Source organism: Coriobacteriaceae bacterium (assembly GCA_025992855.1).
In the GTDB taxonomy this organism is placed as follows: domain Bacteria; phylum Actinomycetota; class Coriobacteriia; order Coriobacteriales; family Coriobacteriaceae; genus Collinsella.
Genome location: DAJPGB010000001.1, coordinates 1,551,322 through 1,571,459, shown reverse-complemented (window position 1 = coordinate 1,571,459; position 20,138 = coordinate 1,551,322). Strand labels below are relative to the sequence as shown.

The 20,138-nt window shown below is 61.5% G+C and carries 12 protein-coding genes; 7 read left to right on the top strand and 5 right to left on the bottom strand.

The genetic code is table 11. The annotated features are described in order from the left end of the window. Nucleotides 1-70: 70 nt before the first annotated feature. From OIL88_06610 to OIL88_06585, 6 genes are all read left to right on the top strand, one after another. A complete protein-coding gene (locus OIL88_06610; GenBank protein HJI72035.1) occupies nucleotides 71-2,497 on the top strand; it encodes a glycogen/starch/alpha-glucan phosphorylase in 2,427 nt (808 codons plus the stop codon). Nucleotides 2,498-2,605: 108 nt separating this feature from the next. Next, entirely contained in the window at nucleotides 2,606-3,754 is a 1,149-nt protein-coding gene (locus OIL88_06605; protein HJI72034.1) for a glucose-1-phosphate adenylyltransferase, read from the top strand. 4 nt (nucleotides 3,755-3,758) lie between these two features. Beyond that, the gene (gene glgD, locus OIL88_06600) at nucleotides 3,759-4,886 is read left to right on the top strand and encodes a glucose-1-phosphate adenylyltransferase subunit GlgD (protein ID HJI72033.1); all 1,128 of its coding nucleotides are present in this window, start codon (nucleotides 3,759-3,761) and stop codon (nucleotides 4,884-4,886) included. Between the two features lie 90 nt (nucleotides 4,887-4,976). Further along, entirely contained in the window at nucleotides 4,977-7,289 is a 2,313-nt protein-coding gene (gene glgA / locus OIL88_06595) for a glycogen synthase GlgA (protein HJI72032.1), read from the top strand. A 217-nt stretch (nucleotides 7,290-7,506) separates the two neighbouring features. After that, entirely contained in the window at nucleotides 7,507-10,803 is a 3,297-nt protein-coding gene (locus tag OIL88_06590) for a 4-alpha-glucanotransferase (GenBank protein ID HJI72031.1), read from the top strand. Between the two features lie 88 nt (nucleotides 10,804-10,891). Beyond that, nucleotides 10,892-11,128 (top strand): FmdB family transcriptional regulator, encoded by a 237-nt coding sequence (locus OIL88_06585; protein HJI72030.1) that lies wholly within the window; start codon nucleotides 10,892-10,894, stop codon nucleotides 11,126-11,128. 143 nt (nucleotides 11,129-11,271) lie between these two features. Here the strand turns inward: OIL88_06585 and OIL88_06580 are convergent, their stop codons facing one another. The 5 genes from OIL88_06580 to gltX all read right to left on the bottom strand — a co-directional run bounded on the left by OIL88_06580 (nucleotide 11,272) and on the right by gltX (nucleotide 18,482). After that, nucleotides 11,272-12,672: a hypothetical protein gene (locus OIL88_06580; protein ID HJI72029.1), complete on the bottom strand. Its 1,401-nt coding sequence runs from the start codon at nucleotides 12,670-12,672 to the stop codon at nucleotides 11,272-11,274. Continuing rightward, a complete protein-coding gene (fmt, locus tag OIL88_06575; protein ID HJI72028.1) occupies nucleotides 12,669-13,589 on the bottom strand; it encodes a methionyl-tRNA formyltransferase in 921 nt (306 codons plus the stop codon). Before fmt ends, OIL88_06580 begins: the two co-directional genes overlap by 4 nt. A 319-nt stretch (nucleotides 13,590-13,908) precedes the next feature. Then, nucleotides 13,909-14,445, bottom strand: coding sequence for a peptide deformylase (gene def / locus OIL88_06570; GenBank protein ID HJI72027.1), 537 nt, complete (start codon nucleotides 14,443-14,445; stop codon nucleotides 13,909-13,911). An 18-nt stretch (nucleotides 14,446-14,463) separates the two neighbouring features. After that, nucleotides 14,464-16,917, bottom strand: coding sequence for a primosomal protein N' (priA, locus tag OIL88_06565; protein ID HJI72026.1), 2,454 nt, complete (start codon nucleotides 16,915-16,917; stop codon nucleotides 14,464-14,466). A gap of 89 nt (nucleotides 16,918-17,006) precedes the next feature. Continuing rightward, entirely contained in the window at nucleotides 17,007-18,482 is a 1,476-nt protein-coding gene (gene gltX, locus OIL88_06560; GenBank protein HJI72025.1) for a glutamate--tRNA ligase, read from the bottom strand. Between the two features lie 277 nt (nucleotides 18,483-18,759). On the opposite strand from gltX, the gene metK reads away from it, so the two are divergent. Beyond that, nucleotides 18,760-20,040, top strand: coding sequence for a methionine adenosyltransferase (metK, locus tag OIL88_06555; GenBank protein ID HJI72024.1), 1,281 nt, complete (start codon nucleotides 18,760-18,762; stop codon nucleotides 20,038-20,040). Nucleotides 20,041-20,138 lie beyond the last annotated feature (98 nt).

Genomic DNA, 20,138 nt, shown 5'->3' with positions numbered 1-20,138 from the left:
ACCCGCCCCGCCGGGGCGTAGGATGTAAGTCATAACCGTTCCGGGAGATATCCCCGGGGGAAAGGAACGTATGAATAAGATCTTCGACAACAAGCAGGAGTTTACCGAGCTCTATCGCGATGCCGTCATGAGCATCAGCGGCAAGAGCGTCGAGGCCGCCAGCGACCTCGATCGCTTTAACGCCCTGGCCAAGCTCGTGGCCGAGAAGGCCCGCACCGTTGCCACCTCCAGCGACGCCCGCGTCACCGCAGAGGGCAAGAAGCGCGTGTACTACTTTTCGATCGAGTTTTTGATCGGCCGCCTGCTCGACAACTACCTGCTCAACTTTGGCGTGCGCGACATGGTCGCCGAGGCGCTCGACGACATGGGCTTCGACCTTTCCGTCATCGAGAACCAGGAGCCCGATCCGGCTCTGGGCAACGGTGGCCTGGGCCGTCTGGCCGCGTGCTTCCTGGATTCCATGGCAGCCGAGGGCATCGCCGGCTACGGCAACGGCATGCGCTACCGCTACGGCCTGTTTAAGCAGGAGATCGTCAACGGAAGCCAGGTGGAGGCCACCGACGAGTGGCTCACCCACGGCTATCCCTGGGAGGTCCGTCGTCAGGACAAGGCCGTGACCATTAAGTTTGGTGGCCGCGTTGAGGGCTTTGAGGAGGACGGCCGCACGTTCTACCGCACGGTGGACACGCAGGACATCCTGGCCGTCCCTTATGACATCCCCGTTGTGGGCTATGCCGGCGAGACCGTCAACAAGCTGCGCGTCTGGGCCGCCGAGCCGGTCGAGGAGCACTTTGACCTGGAGGCCTTCAACCGCGGCGACTACGCCCAGGCCGATGCCGAGCGCGCCGAGGCCGAGGCCATCAGCGCCATCCTCTACCCCAACGACGCCGGCGAGCACGGCCGTCTGCTGCGCCTGAAGCAGGAGTACCTGTTTGTTTCGGCCGGCATCTACAGCCTGCTCGACACCTTTGAAAAGGAGCACGGCGAGAACTGGGAGCTGCTGCCGCAGTTTGTGGCCATCCACACCAACGACACGCACCCCGCCATGTGCGGCCCCGAGCTCATGCGTATCCTCATCGACGAGAAGAAGCTCGAGTGGGACGACGCCTGGAACATCGTGACGCAGGTCGTGAGCTACACCAACCACACCATCCTGCCCGAGGCTCTGGAGAAGTGGCCCATCGGCACGTTCTCCAAGCTCCTCCCCCGCGTGTACCAGATTATCGACGAGATCAGCCGTCGTTGGCACGAGTCGTTCGACACCACGCAGGAGGGCTGGCAGGAGCGTCTGCGCCAGACCGCCATTCTGTGGGACGGCGAGATCCGCATGGCCAACCTGTCCGTGATCTGCAGCCACAGCGTCAACGGCGTGGCAAAGATTCACTCCGATATCATCAAGAACATCGTGCTCAAGGACTTCTATGCCCTCACGCCCGAGAAGTTCAACAACAAGACCAACGGCATCTCGCACCGTCGCTTCTTTGCCGAGGCCAACCCCACCTACGCCAAGCTCGTGACCGAGGCCATTGGCGACGGCTGGCTCAAGGACGCCTTTGAGCTGGAGAAGCTCAAAGAGTTTAAGGACGACACCGAGTTCCTGAAGGCCGTGGGTGCCTCTAAGCGTGCCAACAAGGAGCGTCTGGCCGCCTACGTTAAGGCCGAGACCGGTCTGGTTATCGACCCCAACACCGTCTTTGATGTTCAGGTGAAGCGCTTCCACGCCTACAAGCGCCAGCTCATGAACATCATGAAGGTGATGGACATCTACAACCGTCGCATCGCCGACCCCAACTTCCACGTGACGCCGACGACCTTCATCTTTAGCGGCAAGGCTGCCTCGAGCTACACCTTCGCCAAGGAGACCATCCGCCTCATCAACTCCGTTGCCGAGGTCGTCAACAACGACCCGCGTGTGAACGAGGTCATGAAGGTCTGCTTTATCCCCAACTTCCGCGTGAGCAACGCCCAGCTCATCTACCCTGCCGCCGAGATCTCTGAGCAGATTTCGACCGCCGGCAAGGAGGCCTCGGGTACGTCCAACATGAAGCTCATGATGAACGGCGCCATTACGCTGGGCACCCTCGACGGCGCCAACATCGAGATCGCCGACCTGGCCGGCCGCGAGAACGAGGCCATCTTTGGCCTGACTGCTCCCGAGGTCGAGAAGCTCTGGGCATCCAACAGCTACTTTGCGTGGGATACGCTCAACGGCGACCGCGAGCGTCTGGGCCGCGTGATGGATGAGCTCAAGGACAACACCTTTGCGGGTCTTTCGGGCAACTTCGAGAGCATCTACAACGAGCTCATGAACAACAACGACCCCGATCTAGTCATGGCAGACTTCCGCAGCTACGTGGATGCGTGGGAGAAGCTTACCGGCAGCTATGGCGACCACGAAACGTGGAACCGCAAGGCACTGCTCAATACCGCCTCCTCCGGCTGGTTCTCGAGCGACCGCACCATTCGCGAGTACCGCGACGAGATCTGGCACGCGTAAAGGCGCGCGAGCTCCCTTATGCCAGCACGGCATTACTCGACGGGCGCGACCGAGCGCCGCGCCCGTCGCTAATGGGTTTAAGAACATCGATGACAGAAGGAGAAATCGATGAGTAAGAAAGAATGCATCGCGATGCTCCTCGCAGGAGGACAGGGCAGCCGATTGGGGGCACTCACCCAAAAGATCGCTAAGCCGGCGGTTAGCTTTGGTGGCAAGTTCCGCATTATCGACTTTTCGCTGTCCAACTGCTCCAACTCGGGCATCGACACGGTGGGCGTTCTGACGCAGTACCGTCCCTACCTGCTGCATGCCTACGTGGGCTCCGGCGAGGCGTGGGATCTGGACAGCCGTGACGGCGGCGTGTCGATCCTGCCGCCGTACGAGACGCAGACCGGCGGCGCCTGGTATGCGGGCACGGCCGACGCCATTACGCAGAACCTCGACTACATCAAGGCCAACGACCCCAAGTACGTCCTGATCCTTTCGGGCGATCACCTGTATCGCATGGACTACCGCAAGATGCTCAAGACGCACATTGAGAACAACGCCGACCTCACGGTGAGCGTTATGCCCGTGCCGTGGGAGGAGGCCAGCCGCTTTGGCATCCTGACCACCGACCCCGAGGACGGCCGCATCACCAAGTTTACCGAGAAGCCCGAGAAGCCCGATTCGAACCTCGCGTCCATGGGCATCTACATCTTCTCGGCCGACGTGCTGATCGAGGCACTCGAGGCGGACGCCTTGGACCAGCGCTCGAGCCACGACTTTGGCAAGGACATCATCCCCAAGCTGCTCGGCGAGGGCAAGCGCCTGTACAGCTACGAGTTCCACGGCTTTTGGAAGGACGTCGGCACCATCGCCAGCTTCCATGAGACCTCGATGGACCTGCTGGGCAACAACCCCGAGTTCGATCTGTTTGATAAGAACTTCCCCATCATGTCCAACATCACTACGCGTCCGCCGCACTACATTGGCCCGGACGGGCGCCTGGATGACTGCCTGGTCTCCAACGGCTGCAAGATCTACGGCACTGCTCGCCACTCGATCCTTTCGACCGATGTCATCATCGAGGAGCGCGCCGTGGTCGAGGACTCCGTGCTGCTGCCGGGTGCGCACGTTAAGAGCGGCGCGCACATCTGCCGCGCTATTTTGGGCGAGAACTCCACGGTCGAAGAGGGCGTGAAGCTCGGCTCTGTCGATACCACCAAGGATACGGCCGTCGTTGGAAATGACGTCGTTATCGGGAAGGGGGAATGATCCGATGATCAATCGCAAGGCCATCGGTTATATCACCGCTAACTACTCTTCGACCTACGGCAGCGTGCTGCTCAAGGACCGCCCCATCGCGTCCGTCCCGTTTTTGGGCCGCTACCGCCTGATCGACTTTCCGCTGTCCAACATGATGAATGCCGGCATTAAGACCGTCGGCGTCGTCATGCCGGGCAACTACCGCTCGCTGATCGACCACGTGGGCTCGGGCAAGGACTGGGGCCTGGACCGCAAGAAGGGCGGCCTGTTCATGGTGCCCGGCAACGCGTATGGCACCACCAAGGGCGGCATGCGCTTCCTGCTGCGCGACATCATCTCCAACAAGACGCTGTTCCAGCGCTCGGACAAGCCCTACGTTGTGATGATGGGCACCAACATCATCTTTAACATGGACCTCAACACCATCATCGACGCGCACGAGAACTCCGGCGCCCAGATGACCGTGGTGTACTGCAAGGCCACGCGCAACGTCGATGACGAGACCAAGCTCGAGATTAACGAGAACGGCCGCCTGACGGGCGTGAGCGCCGGCGTCGTGTATGGCGACAATGCCTCTATGGACTGCTGCATCGTCAACCGCGAGACGCTGCTCGAGATTATCGATCACTACCAGGCCGCCGACTATCTGGACCTGCTCGAGGCACTTCAGGGCGACTTTGGAAACATCGATGTGTGCAGCTACGAGTACAAGGGCGAGGTCGTGGGCGTGTTTAGCGAGAAGTCGCTCTATCGCCGCAGCATGGACCTGCTCGACCAGACCGTAGCCGACCAGCTCTTTGACCCCGAGCGCCCGATCCTGACCAAGGCTCACGACGTGCCGCCTTCGCGCTATGCGACCGGTAGCCACGCGTGCAACTCGATCATCTCGGCCGGCTGCATCATCAAGGGCACCGTGCGCAACTCGATCCTGTCGCGCGGCGTTGTGGTCGAGGAAGGCGCTTCGGTTACCAACTCGATCATCAACCAGAGCTGCATTATCAAGAGCGGCGCCCGCGTTGAAAACGCCATCCTGGACAAGAACAACGTGGTTCCCACCAACACCGAGCTTCGCGGTACGCCCGAGAACATCCTGGTGCTGGGCAAGGCCCCGTTAACTCCCGATACCACCATCGTGCATTAACGTAGGCACCGCAACATCGCTCGTAACATGTAGAATAGCCGCCCGGTTTGCGCCAGGCGGCTATTCTCGAATTGCAACATGGGAGACAATATGGCAGATTCCAGCAAAAAGATGCAGATCGTGTTTGCCTCGGCCGAGTGCGCACCGTTTGTAAAGACCGGTGGCCTGGGCGACGTGGCGGGCTCGCTGCCTGCGGCGCTCGTGCGCGCCGGCGCCGAGGTCATCGTGATGGTGCCCAAGTACGCCACCATCAAGGACGAGTACAAGGCGCAGATGGAGCACTTCTCCGATTTTTACGTGAGCCTGGGCTGGCGCAACGAGTACTGTGGGCTCGAGAAGCTCGAGCACGACGGCGTCACCTATATGTTCATCGACAACGAGCGCTACTTTGCGCGCGACTATCCGTACGGCTTCTTTGATGACGGCGAGCGTTTTGCATTCTTCTCCAAGGCCATCACCGAGAGCCTGCAGCACCTGCCGGCCGGCTTTGAGTGCGACATCCTGCACTGCAATGACTGGCAGACGGCGCTGGCGCCCGTGTTCTTGCGCGAGTTCTACCAGGGCCTGCCGCTGTACGACCGCGTCAAGACCGTGTTCTCGATTCACAACGTGGCGTTCCAGGGCCAGTTTAGCGACACCGTGATGGAGGACATCCTGGGTGTGGCACATATTCCCGCGGCCGCCTCGCAGCTGCGTTGCGACGCCTGCAGTATCAACTACATGCTGGGCGCGCTGCGCTATGCCGATGCCATCACCACAGTGAGCCCCACCTATGCCAACGAGATTCAGACGCCCGAGTTTGGCGAGGGCCTGGACGGTGTGCTGCGCGAGCGCTCCTATGCGCTGCAGGGCATTTTGAACGGCATTGACGTGGCGGGCTTTGACCCGGCGACCGACAAGCGCATTGCCGCCAACTACACGGTTGATGACCGTTCCGGCAAGGCTGTGTGCAAGGCAAAGCTGCAGGAAGAGCTGGGGCTCGAGGTTCGCGACGACCGCCCGCTTATGGTGATGGTCACCCGTCTGACGCGCCAGAAGGGCTTGGACTTGGTCATGTACGCGCTCGACCGCATTTTGGCCGGCGGCGTGCAGGTGGCGGTGCTGGGCACCGGCGACCGCGACTACGAGGACGGCCTGCGCTACTTCCAAGACAAGTACCCCGGCACTATGGCTGCGCGCATCGAGTTCGATCCTGCGCTGTCGCAGCGTATGTATGCCGCTGCCGATATGTTCCTGATGCCTTCGAAGTTTGAGCCCTGCGGGCTGTCGCAGATCATCGCCATGCGCTACGGCACGCTGCCCATCGTGCGCGAGACCGGTGGTCTGAAGGACACGGTGATCCCGTATAACGAGTTTACCGGCGAGGGCACGGGCTTCTCGTTTAGCAACTTTAACGGCGACGAGATGGGCGACGCCGTGTTCCGCGCGGCACGCCTGTTCTGGGATAACCGCGAGGCGTGGAACCAGCTGGTCACGCAGGCCATGAGCCAGGACTTTAGCTGGACGCGCTCTGCCGACAAGTATCTGGACCTGTACTTCTTTATGCATCCGGAGATCGAGAGGCCGGCGGCTGTAGTTGAGGAGGCTGCGCCTGTCGAGGAGCTTGCCGCTGTTGAGGAGCCCAAGACCGAGCCGGTTGTTGAGGCGCCCGTTGCTGTTGAGGAACCCAAGGTTGAGGAGAAGCAGGTTGAGGCTGAGCCTGAGGTGAAGGCTGAGCCCAAGGCAGAGGCTGTTCCCGAACCCGAGGCCAAGCCGGCTGCGAAGCCTGCCGCCAAAAAGACCACGACGCGCAAGACAACGGCCAAGAAGACTACGACGGCCAAGAAGGCTACGACGACCAAGGCTGCTGCTACCAAGACTGCCGCAGCCAAGACGACCGCTGCCAAGGCAACGACGACGCGCAAGCGCACCACTGCCGCTACCAAGAAGGCTGCCGAGGCCGAGGTAGCTCCTGAGGCAAAGGCCGAGGCCACAGCTGAGGCTCCTGCCACCGAGACAAAGCCGGCTGCCAAGGCTCCGGCAAAGACCGCTGCCAAGAAGACGACCGCGGCTAAGGCCACGACTGCCAAGAAGGCTACGGCAACCAAGTCGACGACCACCAAGACCGCCGCAACGAAGGCTGCCGCAAAGCCGGCTGCCAAGATTGAGGAGCCGCCCGCCGAGCCCAAGGCCGAGGCAACCGTCGATGCCAAGCCGGCCGCCAAGACCACCACGCGCAAGCGCGCCACGACGACGACCAAGAAGACCGCGACCAAGGCAGAGCCCAAGGTAGAGGCTAAGCCCGAGGTAAAGCCCGAGCCTGCTAAGGAGACCCCGGTCTCCCCCGCCGCTCCGGCTGAGGAAAAGGCACCGTCTAAGAAGACTTCCGTCCGCAAAGCAACGGCCACCCGCAAGCGCCGCTAATTCGGACGATCCAAAACTCAATCCTCAATAGACAAGGGGGTGTCGTTAACCGCGACACCCCCTTCTTCTAGAAATTTGGTAAAACGATTTTCTAGGACAACCGTTCGCCGATAGTGAACGGCTGTGGTTTAGACAACTAAAGTACAACGATATACTTAAAAACTGTGCGTTAAACCCATGACCCGTTGGCCATGACTGTATAGAACTGGACCGTACTATGAGATTGATTCACAACAGCCGCCTGCCGCAGTTTCGCACTCCATTTGGTGCTGTGACCACTGGAACTTCCGTTACGCTCTCCGTGATTTTGGAGGACGCCGATCCCAACCAGGCAACGCTTAAGCTGCGCACCTGGGTCGACGAGATCGGGGAATCTCTGTATCCCATGACGCACGAGGGCGATGGCATCTTTACCGTCGAACTGGAATGCGCCGAGCCCTGTCTTGTCTGGTACAGCTTTATATGTAATATCGAGGGCCAGCCCGAGGTCCGCTTGGGCGCACCGCAGGGTCGCACCGGCGGCGAGGGCGTAACCTACGACTACGCCGAGGTGCCGTCCTTCCAGATTACCGTCTACAAGCACCGCGAGAACCGTCCCACCTGGTACGAGCGCGGCATGGTCTACCAGATCTTCCCCGACCGCTATGCACGTGACGAGCATTGGCGTGAGCGCACAATGACAGAGCTCGAAAAGCCGCGTAAGGGCATTCAGCGTCGCATGGTCGAGGATTGGAACGAGCCGCCCGTCTACGAGCGCGCCGAGGACGGCTCCATTAAGACCTGGGACTTCTATGGCGGCTCGCTCAAGGGCATCCAAGAGGATCTTCCTCGCATTGCAGAGTTGGGCTTTACGGCCATCTACCTCAACCCCATCTTCGAGGCCGCGAGCAACCACCGCTACGATACGGCCGACTACACCAAGATCGATCCGATCCTGGGCACCGAGCAGGACTTTACCGAGCTGTGCCAGGCAGCCGAGAAGCTGGGCATTTCCATTATTCTGGACGGCGTCTTCAACCACACGGGCGACGACTCGATCTACTTTAACCGCTATGGTAACTACCCCGGTGTGGGCGCCTGGCAGAGCGAGGATTCGCCGTGGCGCGATGCGTTTACCTTCCACGAGGACGGCTCGTACGACTGCTGGTGGGGCGTGGGCAATATGCCCGCCATCAACGAGAACTCCGAGCTGGTGCGCGAGAGGCTCCTGGGCAAGGATGGCGTGATTCGCAAATGGCTGCGTGCCGGCGCTCACGGCTGGCGTCTGGACGTCGCTGACGAGCTTTCTGACGACTTCCTGGCCGAGATCAAGAAGGCAGTACTCGCCGAAAAGCCCGACGCGCTGCTGCTCGGCGAGGTCTGGGAGGACGCCTCCAACAAGATTAGCTACGGTCATCTGCGCCGCTACCTGCAGGGCTCCGAGCTTGATTCCGCCATGGACTACCCCTTCCGCGACATGGTCATCGGATTTTTGATGGGCTACAAGAACGCCTACCAGGCGGCCGAGGATATTGAGACCCTGCGCGAGAACTACCCGAGCGAGGCATTGTCCTGCGCGCTCAATCTGCTCTCGAGCCACGACCGTCCGCGCATTATTTCGGTTCTTGGCGGCGGCCCCGACGAGTCGCAGCTGCCCGAGTGCGAGCGCAGCAAATGGCGTTTGGACGAAGGCGCGATGGGCCTGGCCAAGAGCCGTTTTTGGCTCGCGACGCTCATGCAAATGACCTTCCCCGGCGTGCCTTCGATCTACTATGGCGACGAGTACGGCCTGGAGGGTCTTACCGACCCGGGCAACCGCCGCACCATGCCGACCAAGGACCAGCTGCACGACTTTGACACGCTGGCTATCGTTAAGAACGCCTCGGCCGTACGCCGTGCGCTGCCGTTTATGGTCGACGGCGAAATCAAGGCCTTCGCGCTCAATGACGAGGTGCTTGCCTACAACCGTACGGGCAAGGACGGCGAGTCCGCGACCGTCATTATCAACCGCAGCCTGCGCAATTCGCATCGCGTGACGATCCCGGCGCTCGGCGAATGCGCAAGCGACGTCATTAGCGGCCACGAGTGCGTGATCCACAACGGCACGGTCACGCTCGACCTGTACCCGCTGGGCTCATCGATTATCTATCACCACGCCGAGCAGCGCCTGCAGGAGCCGCTCGATCACGGTGCGGGCGTCGTGTGTCACATCACCTCAGTGCCGACCGACGACGGCAAGCCCGGCACGATCGGCGCGCCCACGCGTCGCTTTATCGACCACCTGGCCGCCATGGGCATGCGCTACTGGCAGGTCCTGCCCGTCAACCCGACGGATTTCTTCCGCTCCCCTTACGCTGGCCCTTCGGCCTTTGCCGGCAATATCAACCTGCTGCCAGAGAGCCATGAGGAGCTGGCGGCAGACTTTAAGACCTGGAAGGCCCACGGCGGCGAGGATGCTGACCCGCTCTACACCGCGTTTAAACATCGCAATGCCGACTGGCTCGAGAAGTACTGCGTCTACATGGCCGTCAAAAAGCACTTTGAGGGCGAGTCGCGCCACGATTGGCCGGCCGATGTCGCGCGCTACAACGAGCATCTGATTGACGACAAGCGCTTCCACGACGAGGCGGAACTGCAGGCATACATGCAGTATCGCTTTGACCTGGCCTGGTGCGAGCTCATGAACTACGCGCACAAGAAGGGCATCGAGGTTATCGGCGACATTCCGATGTACGTCTCGGACGATTCGGCTGACGCGTGGAGCGAGCCCGAGAATTTCTGGCTTTCCGATACCGGCAAGGCGATTGAGATTTCCGGCGCGCCGCCCGACAACTTTGCGCCCGAGGGCCAGGTATGGGGCAACCCCACCTTCCGCTGGGATCACATGAAGGAGAACGGCTACCGCTGGTGGATGGACCGTCTACGCCGTGCGTTCTCGCTGTACGACCGTGTACGCCTTGATCACTTCCTGGGCTTCCACAGCTACTTTAGTATTCCCGCGGGCAAGGCTTGCGCTGACGGCCGCTGGTTGGCGGGTCCGGGCAAGGATCTGTTCCAGACCGCCTACGACGAGCTGGGGCCGCTCAACTTTATCGCCGAGGACCTGGGCTACCTGACGCCCGGCGTTCGCGCGATGGCCTCGACCTGCGGCTTCCCTGGCATGGACGTACTGGAGTTTAGCGACTACGACGTTCGAAACGGAATTAATCCCACGCCGGGAAAGATCCTGTACACCTCTACGCACGACACGTCGACGCTTGCCGGTTGGTGCACGCGCTCCTTTACGGGCGGCGACGAGCCGAGCGGCAAGGAGTTTGCGGGCAAGCTGATGGGCGACGCACTCGCAAGCGACGCTCCACTGGTAATGATGCCGCTGCAGGATGTGCTGGGACTGGGCGACGATGCCCGCATGAACGTGCCGGGTGTCGCTACGGGCAACTGGACCTGGCAGGCTGACGAGGCGGACATCGAGGCTGCCGAGGACAAAACTGCACAGCTCCTGCGCAACACCCATAGATTCTGGGGCGAAGCGTGATAAAACCCCCGATATAGGGTACAGTTACAGACGTTTGAATTTATGCGGGCAGAGCGATCTGCCCGCTTTGTGCTGAAAAGGAAGTATTATGGCGCGCTACGATTACAAGTGCTCGAGCTGCGGCAACGTGTTTGAGGTTGAGCATCCCATGTCCGAGACCCCCGAGGTCGTGTGCCCAAGCTGCGGCGCTCCGGCCGCCAAAACGTTCTCGGCCAGCGGCATCAAGTTTGAGGGCAGTGGTTTCTACAACACCGACCAGCGCAGCGGCGGTTCCAGCACCAGCGCCACCAGCGGCTGCTGCGCCAACTGCCCGCATAGCCACTAAGAGCTTGCCACAACAAAACGCACGAAGGCGGCCCTGCGACCAAACAATCGGTCGCAGGGCCGCCTTCGTGCGTTGCGGCGAAATAAGGACTATTTGGCGGGTAGATGCCGATATTCGGTCCCTATTTCACCGCAACTTAGAAGTTACTTGCGGACCAGGCGGGCGCAGAAGTGGCCGTCGTAGGAGTCGGCGTTTACGGGGACACTTTGGAAGAGGCCTCGGTCGTTTTGGCGGACGGATACGAGCTTCTTGGCCTGCTCAAATTCGGGAAGCTGCAGAATCTGGGCTTCGCTGAGCGGCGCCACGGCAAAGCCCTCGCCCTCGGGAGAAGCCAGGAAGGCATCAACGACCTGCGCGTTCTCCTCGTCAAAGACAGAGCACGTCGCATAGATAAGCTCACCGCCGGTAGCCACGCGCGCGGCTGCTTCCTTGAGCATCGTCAACTGAAGCTTAGGCAGCTCGGTCGTCACATCGCTCTCGGTCAGTCGCCACGGGATCTCGGGGTGGCGACGCATGGTTCCGGTACCCGAGCATGGCGCATCGATAAACACGGTATCGAACTTGACCTGCACGCCGCGCATGGCGTCAAAAGAAGTCAGCACCTCGTTGAGCTCACAGGCATCGCCCGAGACGGTTCGCACGCCCTTGATGCCCGCCTTATGCAGGCGCGCGAGATTGAGATCGCACTTGCGGTCGTGAAGGTCGAGCGCGGTATGTTGACGCTCATATCCGGCACGCTTGGCCTGGCACATCATCACATAGGTCTTGGTGCCACGACCGGCGCCGATCTCAAGGCAGCTTCCGGGGCGCGTAGCCGCCGTTGCGATAAGCTGCGCGTTGAGGTCAGATGCCACCGCAGCAGCACGCTCAAACACGCCAGACGCAACCGTGGCCTGCGCATCGACCGGCGCATGGCAGCCCGGGAAGACAGGAGCCACGAGCTGCGAGATATACGGATCGGCCTTGGTCGCGAAGGCATTCTCGTGCAGAGCAAGCGGCGCAGGCGCCAGATTGCCAGCAAAGTTGAGCGCACCCTCGGGCGTATCGAACGACGCCATAATGCGGGCGCACAACCAACGCGGCAGACCCATCAGACGCGACAGGCGCACCAAACGGCGCTCGGACTCATCGGCATCGGAGGCGGTGGCAAAATCCTCAACGTTATCCGCAACCTTATGGAGCACGGCGTTGGCAAGGCCCGCGGCAGACTTAGCGCCGCTACGGACCAGCTCAACACCTTGGCTTACGGCAACGCGACCCGGAGTATGCAGGTAGAGCATCTCGAAGGCAGAGATACGAAGCGCCATGCGCACACGCGGCGCGACCTTTTTGGGCTTATCCAGAAACTGGTCGAGCAGCTCATCCAAAATGCCCTGTGTGGCAGCAACGCCGAGCGCCAGACGAGCGGCAAACGCGGAATCACGCTGGTCAATGGCCTTGGCAGAAGCACGGGAGGACAGCACGTCGCGCGCGTACATGCCGCGGCGATCTGCCTCCATCAACACATCGAGCGCAAGCTTGCGCGCGGGAGACAGCTTGCTCATGACAGAGCACCCCACGTAAGGTCGGCACCCTGCAGACCAGCAGCCCAGGCAGAAGCAGCCATGGCGCGCTTGCCATCGGGCTTAACCTCAAGCAGCTCAACCGCACCATCGGAAAGCCCCAGGTAAACGCGCTTGGCCTTGACAAGCACCTGGCCCTCTGCGAGCGACTCGTCGGCCGGCACAGCATCGAGTACACGCACGGTCTTACCAGCAATAACGCAACGAGCAGGCGCCGTATCGGACGAAGCCAACACATGGCGCACGCAATCGAGCGCCATCATCTGCGGATCCAGACGCATCTCCTGCTTGGAAATCTTCGCAGCATGGGTAACAAGCGACTCATCCTGCTCAGTCCAAACTGCATTGCCGTCGGCAAGCGAAGGAAGCGCATCGGCAAGCAGCTTGCCACCCAGCTCGCCAAGCTCCATCGTGAGCGCCTCGGCATGCTTACCGGCAACCGAAGTGAAAGCCTGGGCACAATAAGCGCCAGTATCCACACCATGCCCAATACGCATAATGGAAACGCCGGCAATCTCATCACCAGCAAGAATGGCACGCTGAATTGGAGCAGCACCACGCCAGCGAGGCAACAGCGAAGCATGAACATTCACAATACCAAGCGGCGCCATATGCAGCACCTCATCAGGCAAAATACAGCCATAGGCAGCCACACAGAAAATATCAGCCTGCGCAGCCTGGAGCGCCTCAACAACCTCCGGCGTCATGCGATTAGCCTCAACAACCGGCAACCCCAGCTCAAGCGCCTTAGCCTTAACAGGAGACGGCTCCAACTTCTTACCACGCCCACGAACAGCATCAGGACGAGTAATAATAAGCGCGATCTCATTCCCAGCCGCAACAAGCGAAGTCAACGAAGGCACAGCAAAATCCGGCGTACCCATAAACACAATACGCATAAAACAAACCCCTCAAACCCAGAGCCAAGAAGGCTACAAATAACAGCGCCAGGCCAAGTCCCAACCAAGACGCCAGATCAATTCAACACGTTCAAATATACCCAAAAACAAAGAGAGGACCGCATCAAAAGCAGCCCTCTCAACAAAGCAATTATCAGCGAAGACGCCCCTCCCTGGCCCGCCGGCACCCGGGCGAGAATAAGAGCGTCAACGTAGTCCCTGGGGCGCCCGCCTATATCATCCCGCGCGCAGTTTCGCAGCGCAGCGAGAATGTTTGAGCACGGGATGATATAGGCGGGCGCCCCAGGGACGGCAAAACCTATTCGGTCTCGCCCGGTCGAGCGCCGCGGGCCAGGGCGTCCTGGTACTCCTTGACTGCCTTGATCCTCTGCATCGGCTTCAGTCGCTCAAACATGGTGTTGCCGTGCAGGTGATCGATCTCGTGCTGCAGGCACACGCAGAACAGGTCGCCCGAGGCCTCATAGCGAATCAGGTTGGCGTCCAGGTCATACGCCTCGACGACGACATGATCGGGACGCTCGATCTCGCAGCTAATGCCAGGGATGGACAGGCAGCCCTCGCTAAACGGAACGAGATGGTCGCTCTGCTCAACAATGACGGGGTTGATGAGCACGTACGGGTCGTAGTCGTTCTTGTCGCTGTAGTCGCAATCGATGGTGACGAGCTGAATGAGCTCACCGATCTGCGGGGCGGCCAGGCCGCAACCGCCGTTGTCGAACATCATCTTCTTCATCTTCTCGGCAAGCGCCTCGATCGTCGGAGTGATCTCTTCGATGACGGCGCACTCCTGGCGCAGACGAGGGTCGGGCGACAGTACGATTCCGTTGGCTTCCATGGCCATCCTTTCGGGTTGTTACATCAAATCATAGGCGTCGACGTCAACGCTCACGCTCACGCCGCGCACGGAGCCCACCTCTTTGAGGCAGGCGTCGATATCATCAGAGACATGGTACCCCACGGGCGACTTCACAAGCAGATGGAAGCGGTAACGGTCCTTGGCTCTCTCGATTACACACGAAGCCGGGCCCAGTACCTGGGGCACGGCGCTCCCCGCCCGCAAAAAGTCGGGCGCGGGGGCATGCCAGCGGCGCTTGAGGAGCTTCGCAATGCGTCCGATGTAGTCCTGCGCATCGTCTCGATTCGCCGACCACACCAAGATGTTGACCAGGCGAACAAACGGCGGGTACAGCGCGTCGCGGCGCTGGTCCAGATCGTAGTCGGTAAAGATCGAACGGTCGTGCTCAGCGACGGCACGAATGACCGGATCCTCGGGCAGGTAGGTCTGGATGATGACCTCGCCGGGACGATCGCCGCGACCGGCACGGCCCGCGACCTGCTCCAGCAGATCGTAGGCGCGCTCCCCTGCTCTAAAATCGGGCAGCTTTAACGCAAAGTCTGCATTGACCACGCCCACAAGCGTGACCTCGGGAAAGTCGAGGCCCTTGGCAATCATCTGGGTGCCCAGCAGCACCGCGCAATCGGCGGCATCGAACTGCTCGAGCAGCTTTTTGTGCGCATCCTTGCCGCGCGTGGAATCGGCATCCATGCGGATGATGGCGACGTCCTCGGGCAGCATCTGGTGCAGTGCGTCCTCGATCTGCTGCGTGCCCAGACCCATTTTTGCAAGGTAGCGACTACCACATTTGGGGCAACGACTCGTGGGCGCGGGATACGGCTGCACGCGCCAGGAGGATCCGCATGTGTGACATTGCAGCGTGTGTGTGCGCTCGTGATACGTAAGCGCGGTGGAGCAGTGGTTGCAGGTGGGCACGCAGCCGCATTCGCGGCACATCAGAAACGGCGCAAAGCCACGGCGGTTATGCAGCAGCACGGCCTTCTCGCGGCGCTCGACCACACGCTCCAGGCCCTCCATCAGCGGTTTTGAGAACATGGAACGACTGCCGTGCGAGAACTCGCGGCGCAGGTCGGCAATGCGGACCGTGGGCAGCACGGCGTGTCCCGGGCGCTCGGGCATCTCCACACGCGTCCAGGTAACACCGTTGTACGTGCCACGGCGGCAGCGGTCGAGGGCCTCGGCAGAAGGCGTGGCCGAGCCCAACACAAGCGGGCAGCGATAGCGGCGAGCCATCTCGGCAGCCACCTCGCGAGCATGGTAGCGCGGGCTGGAGCCTTGCTTGTAACTGGTCTCGTGCTCCTCGTCGATGATGATAAGGCCCAAGTCGCTGAGCGGGCAAAAGAGCGCTGAACGGGCGCCGACGACCACGCGGGCCGCACCGCTGGATACCATATCCCACTGGTCCAGGCGCTCGCCGGCCGAAAGGCGCGAATGGAACACAGCGACCGTCTCGCCAAAGCGCGAGCGGAAGCGGCCGACGGTCTGGGCCGTCAGCGAAATCTCGGGCACCAGCACGCAGGCCGAACGGCCGGCAGCCAGCACGCGCTCGATAGCTGAGAGGTAGACCTCAGTTTTGCCGGAGCCCGTAACACCGTCCACGAGCACCACGTCGCCGTGCGCATCCAGGCGAGCGCGCTCAATCTGCGCGAGTGCCTGCTGCTGGCCGTTGGTAAGTGCGACCGGCGCCTTGCCGCTTGCCGAGGACAGCGTGGTCTGCTCGCTGCAGCCACGCCACGCACGGCGCTCCTCCACCACCACGACGCCGCGCTTTTCGAGCGCCTTGATAGTCGCCGACATGCTGTTATAGAGAAGGTTGAGGTCGCGCGTCGTGACCGGTCCGCACTGGAGCGCCTCGATGAGCTGACGCTGGCGAACGGCGGTCTTGGGCGGCGTATAGTCAAATCCCTCGGGCGTGAGCATGACCCAGCGGTTTTGGATAGGCTTGACGGCGGGACGTTCAACCGTCCACACGCCATCTTCGCCCTTGACCACACGCGGACTTCCACCCGGTGGCAAGAAAAGGCGCAGGCACTCGGAAAGTGTCGCGACATACTCGCGGCTCATCCAGCGTGCGATACGGGCAGCCTCGGCGGTAAAGAGCGGTTTGCTGAGGATAGCCTCGATGGCTTTAATGCGCGCGGGGTCGAGGGCGTTGTTGCCCTGTAGGTCGCCCAGCTCAGGCGCGATGTCGACGATATAGCCCGCGGCCGCACGGTTGCCAAAGTTAACCAGGACCGTGGATCCGATCTGCGCCTCGTTAGCAAGGGACCGGGGAATGCCGTAAGCAAACGGCTCGGACAGCGCACGCGTCGGGATGTCGAGGACTACGCTCGCATAGGCGACGACGGGTTCGGGTACGGGCTCGGGCTGCGCCGGGGCGGCGGCAGGAGCCGCGGACTTCGGAGCCTCCTCCGGTTCCGGCGAACCAAACAGCGACAGTTGCTCGGCCATGGCCCCTATACCTCCCATCCCATACGTCAACAGAAACAAGAGCCCCACTCATGGTGAGCGGGGCTCGGATACATACGTTTGCGCAGCGATTACAGCGCCATCGTGCGGGCGCGGTCGATGCGCGCCAGGCAGTCGTCGCGACCGACGAGCGCCATGGTCTCGCCCAGCGGAGGGCTCACCATGTTGCCGCAGACGGCGACGCGCACGGCCTGGAACACCACGCGCTTCTTGAGGTCCATCTGCTCAGGCAGCGGCTCAAGCGCGGCGTCGATGTTGGCAGCCGTCCACTCGTTCACACCCTCGAGCGCGGCCTTGGCGGCATCAAGAATGGCACCCATGCCCTCCTTGGCCAGGCCCTTGTTGACGGATTTCTCGTCATACTCGAGCGTCTCGGCCGTAGCGAAGATGGGAGCGGCGACGGTCACGGCGTCGGCCGGCATCTTGGTGCGCGGCTTGACAATGGCGGCAAGCGCGTCGATCCAATCCTCGCCGTACTCGACATTACCCTCGATGAGACCCGCCTCATGCAGCTCGGGGACCATGATCTCGTCGGCAAACTGAGCATCGGACATGCCGTTGATGTACTCGGCATTGACCCAGTCGAGCTTCTTGGGGTCGAAGGTCGCCGGATTCTTGGAGATGCGGTCGAGCGAGAACTTGCTGGCCAGGACGTCGCGCGGGATGATCGTGGTCTCGCCGTCGAGGGACCAGCCGAGCAGCGCCAAGTAGTTGACGAAGGCGTCGGACAGGTAGCCGGCGTCGCGGTACTCCTCCACCGAGGTGGCGCCGTGGCGCTTGGAGAGCTTCTTGCCGTCGGCACCCAGGATCATGGAGATGTGGGCGAACGTGGGCACGGGCGCGCCGAGGGCCTCGTACACCATGACCTGGCGCGGAGTATTGGACAGGTGGTCGTCGCCTCGGATGACGTGGGTGATCTTCATCATGGCGTCGTCGACGACGGTCGCGAAGTTGTACGTGGGTGTGCCGTCGGAGCGGAAGATGACAAAGTCGTCGAGCTCCTTGGCATCGAAGGTCACCTCGCCGTGGACGGCGTCGTGGATGACGACGTCGCCGCGGTCCTCGGGCACCTTGATGCGCAGGACGTAGGACTCGCCAGCCTCGATGCGGCGGCGGGCCTCCTCGGGATCAAGATCGCGGCAGCGGCGCTGATAGCCCTGGAAGGGGTCCTTGCGCTCCTGCGCGGCCTTGCGGTCGGCGTCGAGCTGCTCCTTGGTGCAGAAGCACGGATAGGCCTTACCCTCGTCCCAGAGCTTCTGGGCGGCCTGCTTGTACAGGTCCAGGCGCTCGGTCTGCGCGTAGGGGCCAAAGTCGCCGCCCACCTCGGGGCCCTCGTCCCAGTCCAGGCCCAGCCAACGCATGGCGCGCAGAATGATCTGCGTGTTCTCGTCGGTGGAGCGGGTGGGGTCGGTGTCGTCGATACGCAGGATGAACGTGCCGCCGTTTGAGCGGGCGAAAGCCCAGTTATAGATAGCGGTGCGGGCGCCGCCGATGTGCAGCTTGCCCGTCGGTGAGGGTGCAAAGCGGACGCGAACGTCTGATGCCATGGAAATCTCCTCGATTGCAGGATGGATGTCTAACCGCACCAGTATAAAGCATCAAAGCAACCTCCGCACAAAGGGCACCGACCTACTCATTGGGGACAGACTTAAATGATCAGTCTTTGGGAACGTTCTTAGTTTAAGACTGATCATTTAAGTCTGTCCCCAATGAGAAGGTGCGGAAAGGGTGTGAATGTTTGATTTACGCGCTATGATGTGCCCTTGCATAGAGAGCCCGGCGGAATGGTAACGGTCGCCGGGACACGTTATTGAAAGGACAATCATGTCAGAAGAACTTCGTTCCATCCCACCCCAACACGGGTCCTTTGTTTTTACGTCGGAGTCGGTGACCGAAGGTCATCCCGATAAGATCGCTGACCAGATCAGCGACGCCGTCCTCGACGCAATTCTCGCCAAAGAAATAGAGCTGCAGGAGCAGGGCTACATCGCCCCCAACGGCGTGCCGGCCAACGTGGAGAACGTCCGCTGCGCCTGCGAGACCCTCGTGACCACCGGCACCGTCATCGTCGCCGGCGAGATTCGCACCCAGGCCTACGTCGACGTACAGGAAATCGCCCGCGGCGTTATCCGCCGCATTGGCTACAACCGTGCCAAGTTCGGTTTTGACTGCGACACCTGCGGCGTTATGAGCCTCATCCACGAGCAGTCGCCCGATATCGCCCAGGGCGTCGACGAGTCCTTCGAGACCCAGACCGGCGCTACCACCGACCCGATCGACCTGATCGGTGCCGGCGACCAGGGCATGATGTTCGGTTATGCCTCCAACGAGACCAAGACCCTCATGCCCATGCCACACTACCTGGCAAGCCGCCTGGCCGAGCGCCTGGCAGCCGTGCGCCACGACGGTACCCTCGCCTATCTGCGTCCCGATGGCAAGACCCAGGTCACCGTGCGCTATGAGGAAGGCAAGCCCGTCGAGGTCACGACCATCGTCATCTCCACGCAGCACGCCGCCGAGATCGAGGACATGGGCAAGATCAAGGCCGACCTCATCGAGCACGTCATCACCCCGGTCATGGCCGCCGAGAACATGCCGTGGGACAACGCCGACATCTATGTGAACCCCACCGGTCGCTTCGTTGTAGGCGGCCCCATGGGCGACACGGGCCTGACCGGCCGCAAAATTATCGTCGATACCTACGGCGGCTACGGCCGTCACGGCGGCGGCGCCTTTAGCGGCAAGGACTGCACCAAGGTCGACCGCTCGGCCGCATACGCCGCACGCTGGGTAGCCAAGAACGTGGTTGCCGCCGGCCTGGCCGACCGCTGCGAAGTCGAGCTTGCCTACGCCATCGGCGTTTCCAAACCCCTCTCAATCATGGTCGACACCTTCGGTACCGCGCATGTAGCCGAGAACAAGATCGTCGAGGCCGTGGAGAAGACCTTCGACCTGCGTCCGGGCGCAATCATCCGCGACCTGGACCTGCGTCGCCCGATCTACGAAAAGACAGCAGCCTATGGCCACTTCGGCCGCGAAGACGCCGACTTCACCTGGGAAAACACCGACCGAGTCGAAGAACTCAAAGCAGCCTGCGGCCTCTAATTAAGAACCGCTAAGGTCGCAACAACACAAACGCCCTCAAAAAAGAAGTACCGGTCCCAACCGGTACTTCTTTTTTATCAACCGGTGGCGAAGATGAG

Excerpts from the sequence above, each read along its gene's own strand:
- OIL88_06610 (HJI72035.1), top strand. The coding sequence starts at position 71 with ATGAATAAGATCTTCGACAACAAGCAGGAGTTTACCGAGCTCTATCGC.
- OIL88_06605 (HJI72034.1), top strand. The coding sequence starts at position 2,606 with ATGAGTAAGAAAGAATGCATCGCGATGCTCCTCGCAGGAGGACAGGGC.
- glgD (HJI72033.1), top strand. The coding sequence starts at position 3,759 with ATGATCAATCGCAAGGCCATCGGTTATATCACCGCTAACTACTCTTCG.
- glgA (HJI72032.1), top strand. The coding sequence starts at position 4,977 with ATGGCAGATTCCAGCAAAAAGATGCAGATCGTGTTTGCCTCGGCCGAG.
- OIL88_06590 (HJI72031.1), top strand. The coding sequence starts at position 7,507 with ATGAGATTGATTCACAACAGCCGCCTGCCGCAGTTTCGCACTCCATTT.
- OIL88_06585 (HJI72030.1), top strand. The coding sequence starts at position 10,892 with ATGGCGCGCTACGATTACAAGTGCTCGAGCTGCGGCAACGTGTTTGAG.
- OIL88_06580 (HJI72029.1), bottom strand. The coding sequence starts at position 12,672 with ATGAGCAAGCTGTCTCCCGCGCGCAAGCTTGCGCTCGATGTGTTGATG.
- fmt (HJI72028.1), bottom strand. The coding sequence starts at position 13,589 with ATGCGTATTGTGTTTATGGGTACGCCGGATTTTGCTGTGCCTTCGTTG.
- def (HJI72027.1), bottom strand. The coding sequence starts at position 14,445 with ATGGAAGCCAACGGAATCGTACTGTCGCCCGACCCTCGTCTGCGCCAG.
- priA (HJI72026.1), bottom strand. The coding sequence starts at position 16,917 with ATGGCCGAGCAACTGTCGCTGTTTGGTTCGCCGGAACCGGAGGAGGCT.
- gltX (HJI72025.1), bottom strand. The coding sequence starts at position 18,482 with ATGGCATCAGACGTTCGCGTCCGCTTTGCACCCTCACCGACGGGCAAG.
- metK (HJI72024.1), top strand. The coding sequence starts at position 18,760 with ATGTCAGAAGAACTTCGTTCCATCCCACCCCAACACGGGTCCTTTGTT.